The sequence below is a fragment of the Streptomyces sp. NPDC043812 genome (assembly GCF_056436245.1).
The window spans coordinates 1-4,908 of the sequence record NZ_JBWKCY010000074.1; the positions used below are offsets into that span (position 1 = coordinate 1).

3 protein-coding genes, 1 tRNA gene and 2 pseudogenes are annotated in these 4,908 nt (G+C 62.1%); 2 read left to right on the top strand and 4 right to left on the bottom strand.

The window, feature by feature from the left end; translation table 11 throughout:
- Positions 1-277: 277 nt before the first annotated feature.
- Positions 278-1,294 carry a hypothetical protein gene (locus tag AC067Z_RS38515; protein WP_478794300.1) on the bottom strand — a complete coding sequence of 339 codons (1,017 nt, stop codon included), beginning with the start codon at positions 1,292-1,294 and terminating at the stop codon, positions 278-280.
- 782 nt (positions 1,295-2,076) lie between these two features.
- Between AC067Z_RS38515 and AC067Z_RS38520 the strand changes: the two genes are divergently transcribed.
- Complete coding sequence (locus tag AC067Z_RS38520) at positions 2,077-2,520, top strand: hypothetical protein (protein ID WP_478794302.1); 444 nt, start codon at positions 2,077-2,079, stop codon at positions 2,518-2,520.
- On the opposite strand, the pseudogene AC067Z_RS38525 reads toward AC067Z_RS38520, so the two are convergent.
- The 3 genes and pseudogenes from AC067Z_RS38525 to AC067Z_RS38535 all read right to left on the bottom strand — a co-directional run.
- Positions 2,460-2,663 (bottom strand): annotated as a pseudogene (locus tag AC067Z_RS38525) (helix-turn-helix domain-containing protein); the annotation flags it as partial. The gene AC067Z_RS38520 and the pseudogene AC067Z_RS38525 sit on opposite strands and share 61 nt — an antisense overlap.
- A gap of 560 nt (positions 2,664-3,223) precedes the next feature.
- Positions 3,224-3,643, bottom strand: coding sequence for a hypothetical protein (locus tag AC067Z_RS38530; RefSeq protein ID WP_478794301.1), 420 nt, complete (start codon positions 3,641-3,643; stop codon positions 3,224-3,226).
- Between the two features lie 190 nt (positions 3,644-3,833).
- A tRNA-Ser gene (locus AC067Z_RS38535) sits at positions 3,834-3,926 on the bottom strand.
- Positions 3,927-4,770: 844 nt separating this feature from the next.
- Between AC067Z_RS38535 and AC067Z_RS38540 the strand changes: the two are divergent.
- A pseudogene (locus tag AC067Z_RS38540) lies at positions 4,771-4,908 on the top strand (IS5/IS1182 family transposase); the annotation flags it as partial.

Below are 4,908 nucleotides of genomic sequence, written 5' to 3' on the forward strand. Positions count from 1 at the left end.
AGAACCAATCAGTCCAACAGCCCCTTCAGCACCACACCACGGCACATCAGAAAACAAGCGATAGATGGGCATTAGAGATGAAAACGACCTCTAAGAGCCTGTTTTGAGGGCAGACCCATCGAGATTGGGCGAAGAGCCAATCAGGTTGACGTCTGGTCTGCGTCACCCAAGTGCCTGATCCGGTGCGACAACCCAGTGCCTGAAGGGCCGTGCGGGTGTAGCCCGCGCGGATCGAGTCGTGGTCCGAGGTGACCACACGCTCCCGCCACTCCGACAGCTACGAGACAAGTGGCCTCACTGTAAGGCGAGTGGCCTTGGTGAATCGGAAGCAAGCGTAGTAATCAGCTCCGCCGCCCTCGTGCCTGGTCACAAAGTGGTGAGGGACGTCCGTCACAACCGGCTGCCACGTCACGCGGAAGCCGGGCTCGAGCGCAAGGCGTTCGCTGCGGAATGCGACCGTGGGACTAGCGCCATAAATGCGCATTTTAGGCCCGCTAAAAGCTCGATAGTTCGTTTCGATCAGGTCGTCCGCTGACCCGATCAGAGCCACAATGAGGTCTTCCGTGATCTCTTGGACAACTATGGGTACAGAAACGCCACCCCACACCTGTGCAATCAACGCAGCTACCTTAACGAGAGCGTCGATTTCGTCCCGATAGTAGTTCGGGTCGCCATCGTCCCGCTCAAAGAAACTCGTGACGAGGGATATTTCAGCTTCACGGCCGGCCCAGCATGCCGCGATGGGGCCTGTGCGCCATTCCCCGCTATCCATGTCAGCGTATTCGGTCTCAGTGACTGGGTGTTTTTCAGTGCGCACTAGGTTTTGGCCGTCAACTACCTGAACGACGGAGGTGATGAGATAGGCTTCATCCGACCTAGTGCCGCGATCCCAGTCGGTTTCGTCTCGGCAGTATATACCGGTGAAGCTCAGCGTGAAGAAGTCTGACGGGTCGTACGGCGGGGGCTGTTCTACCCCAACATCGTCGACACGAAATCGCGCAATTGGCGGCAGATTATTGAGGATTGCGTCGATGCGCGCATTCCCCAAATTTGCGGCTCCGACAAAGCCGAGCTCACCATATGCCCTGGCTCGTTCTGCTCTCGGCAGTCTCTGGAAGTTTTGCGTCATCCTCTGAGCGACCTGACGGCCACCGGTCAAAGAATTGAACGCATTAGCGACAATTTTGTCGACCTTGGTTTCCTGTGGCAGGCCAGTGCCGTAGCGTGCAATGCTGTTGATGATCGCCCCGGAAGCATCGGGATACTTGGGCGCGGTGATATTTCGAACAGCCATGAGAGTTTCCCTTCAGAGGGCGTCGCTTGGCCAGCCGCCTACTAAAAGAGGTAAGCGGTATCAGATGAGCCAAATGGCGGGCCGCGAAAAAACGCCTCTCGAAGACCTGGTGAGTGCGTCATGCCCATTTCCAATTGCACCTCAGGTTCGCAGCCTCCGCCAGTCGAGTGAAGATGACCTGAAGACCCCCGACGTTGCCAGCGCTCCACGCGAGAGCTGAGGAGGTGGGTGCGGTCTCCCTTCCGGTCTCTTTGCCCACCTCATCCGATGCGGTCCGGCACCGTCCACCACCGTGCGATAGCTCCTCTGGCCTGTACGTCTTGCGGTGTCGCGAATGGCGATGGATGCCCACGGACCAAGATCGGACAACTCGTAATGCGTAGGTCTCCGGTTGGAAACGCGCAGAGTGTGAGCCATACGCGGGCCCACGAACCGGAAGCGCGGAGAGTGGCGTGCTGGGCTCTGCCGCGACGGCAGTAGTTGACGGCAACGCCGACACACAGGTGCAGTCACGGGCACTCTCCTGGACCTCTGTTGGATCGCTCGGCAGGCTCGAAGGCCAGGTGTTGTGGTCAGCCGGTCGAACTTGTAAAGCAGGGGTCGTCGGTTCGAACCCGACAGAGGGCTCCAGCGACAAGCCCCCAGCCGAGCGGGACTGAGGTCTTCGGCGTCGTGTCCGATGTCGCGGGCGCGGCGCCATGTCGAGTCTCAGTTGATGGTTGACGGGTTGGCGTCGGGTGATGCTTGACGTCTGACCTAGACATCGTGGCTTACTGTCTGCCGTGGCAGAACGTTTCCCTGAGATCACCTCCGTGGCGGAGTTCGCCCGGCTGCGGGAGAGTGCGGACCCGGCGGAGTACAACCGCTCGGCGTGGGCGACCATGCCGCTGGCGCTCTGGTGGGACCTGGTGCGTAACCATCCCGAGATGCGTTTCTGGGCCGCACATAACAGAACGGTGCCGTCGGAGATTCTGGCTGAGCTGATCAAGGATTCCGATTGGCGGGTCCGAGACCGGGTGGCCAGCAAGCGCAACTGCCCGCCTGAGCTCCTGGAATGGCTGGCTGACGATCCGCATGAGGCGGTGCGGAGGATCGTTGCAGGCCATCCACGCTCACCACGTTCGGCAGTTGCGCGTCTGGTTGATGATCCGTGGCCGGTCATTGCGCAGGAAGCCCGCGCCCGGCTGGCCAACTGGCCATCCGCAAGGCCGAGCGAGTCTTCCTGACACGGCAGCCCCGACTCCTCGTACTTGCGAACCCAGGCATGCACCGACTGCCTCGACACCCCACACCGGGCCGCAACTTGAGTGACCGGAACCCCCGCGGCGACGTCCATCACCGCGTGATACCGCTGCTCGACCACGCTCAACTCCACCAGCACGGCCCCGGCCCTCCCTGCACACGCCGCAACGACGTGCACAGAAAAGCCGATCACGGCCACCGTCAACCATCAGCTGGGATCGAAGTGTCAAGCATCTCCCGGGACCGGACACAATCAGCTGATCCATGCGCGGTAAGAGTTTCTCTACTTCATTCAAGGCGGCTCGCTCCGCTCGCCGCGCGCTGCCCCGGCTCCAGCGCCGGGCCCCGACGCTCCTGTCTCCGCCCCGCTCCGGGCCCCGGCTCCGCCGGCCGCGCGGCTAGAGCGAGCACACGTGATGCAGTGGGGAGGTAGCCCGATGTGGCTGGGGCGGTCGGCTCCGCGGCTTTAGGCAGCCACCATGGGGCGAGCCTCCAAGATCATGGCCCCGATCGGGCAATTGCGGGCAGGCGAGGAGCCAGCCCGATCCGCTGAGCAGCGTAAGGGGCCATGATCTCTCGCCCCATGGCAGCTCCCGCCCAAAGCCGCTACACCGACCTCAGCGGTACCGCTGCTGATCACTCAGCTGCCGCACATAAGCCTGGTACACGAGCGCATGCGAGCGCAGGTCACTCCTCGACTGCTCTTCGCGCCGTATCCCTCTGCCGCTTACGCAAGGACTCGGCCATGTTTACAAAGCCGAACATGCCCGTGAGAACCCCTGGAATCATGAGCCACTGCCAGTCGCCGCCGTTGTCTACTGCGGCGAAGAAGAGCCCGCCAGACAGTGCCAGGAACGTCACAGACAAGGTGATGCCGACCGGATCCCGCCGTTCGGAGTCTTCGACGGTCACGATTCGATCGATCGTTCGGTCGATGTGTTTACTGAGTGCTCCCCGCGCCTTGCTGTCAGAGGGCAGAAGGCTCAGGAGCTCTAAGTCAGTCTTGACCCTGTCCCGGCTACGCGGCCTCCTCACCACGCGCTCGATGATGACGCCGACCACGCTGAGGGTGGCCACAACGATCGCCGTGATCTCACTCCCGCTCATGCGTCGAACGTAGGGCAGAGATCACTAGCTCGCGCTCTTAGCTAGCCCGGACGACAGCTTCGGATCAGAAGGTGGCCGTGCCCTTCGCGTGCCCGTTCGGCCGGGAAACAGCAGGGAACAGCGGTCGTTGGCGGACAACGCCGTTGAGAATGGCCCCTGACCGATCTACCTGGTCAGGGGCCGTTTCACCTGGCGGTGGGTGTGGGTTTGAACCCACGGTGACTCGCGCCACGACGGTTTTCAAGATCGCTGACAGGGTTGGCTCGCCCATTGAGACTCCACCGACCTCAAATTGGCGACCTAGTTTCCGTATGTCGATGCGCCATGCCCGGCGCTGCTCGTACCTTGAAGTGGACAGACAAAGGCATCCGGGGGGGCCATGGCTGATGACAGTGACGTCCTTATTGAGTTCTGGAAGTCACAGTGTGACCAGGCGCGGCAGGTGGAGAACCAACGCGCGGTCCTGACCAACATCGTGATTCTGGTAGCAGCGGCCGGGCTGGGGTTCATCGCGCAACGAGGCCTGCAGCCGTCAGTCCTGGTTGTCACGGTTCCCATGACGTTCCTTGGGTCGTACGGGGCATTGGCATGCATGAAGTACCGGGAACGGACTGCGCTACACAACGCACAAGCCGTTAGCCTTCGGAAGAAGCTTGACGCCCTGCACCCCGCTGTCTCTGTCGGTGCAGCGTGGGCCGAGGTCCAACGCGATCAGCAGGCGAAGTTCCCTCGGCTCTTCAGGGTGCGTCTATTCATGCTGTGGGTGGCTCTCCACACAGGCATCGCCATGGGTGGCTGCATATTGAGCGTATGGGCACTGCTGCTGTAACCGGCCCGGCCATCAAACACTCGAACCGTTACTCCAGCTTCACCGTTCTTCCCCGTGCCACAACCGCGCCAGGTGGGGCGGGCTCATGGGGAACTGCGGCTGCCGGCAGAGCCTTTGGCCAGCCAGCGCCACAGCTGACCTGCCGTTGGTCATGCTCTGGTGTGTTCCGGCCGGTACGTCCGGTGGAAGCGGGCGGACCGTCCGGACGACCCTCTGGAGTGTTGCCCCCACCCACAGCTGTTCCGGTCCTGACATCTAAGACGTCATCTCATTTGGCTATCTCGGTAGAGTGTTGTTCATGGTGGGAATCGTTGAGCGGTTGGTGCCGGACGAGTTGTGGCGGTTGTTCCAGCGGGTGGTGCCGGAGGCGCCGTCGCGGCCGCAGGGTGGTGGCCGGCGTCGGCACGGCGACCGGGAGGTGCTGGCCGCGATCGTG

Coding starts and splice junctions, on each gene's coding strand:
- AC067Z_RS38515 (WP_478794300.1), bottom strand. CDS start 1,294: ATGGCTGTTCGAAATATCACCGCGCCCAAGTATCCCGATGCTTCCGGG.
- AC067Z_RS38530 (WP_478794301.1), bottom strand. CDS start 3,643: ATGAGCGGGAGTGAGATCACGGCGATCGTTGTGGCCACCCTCAGCGTG.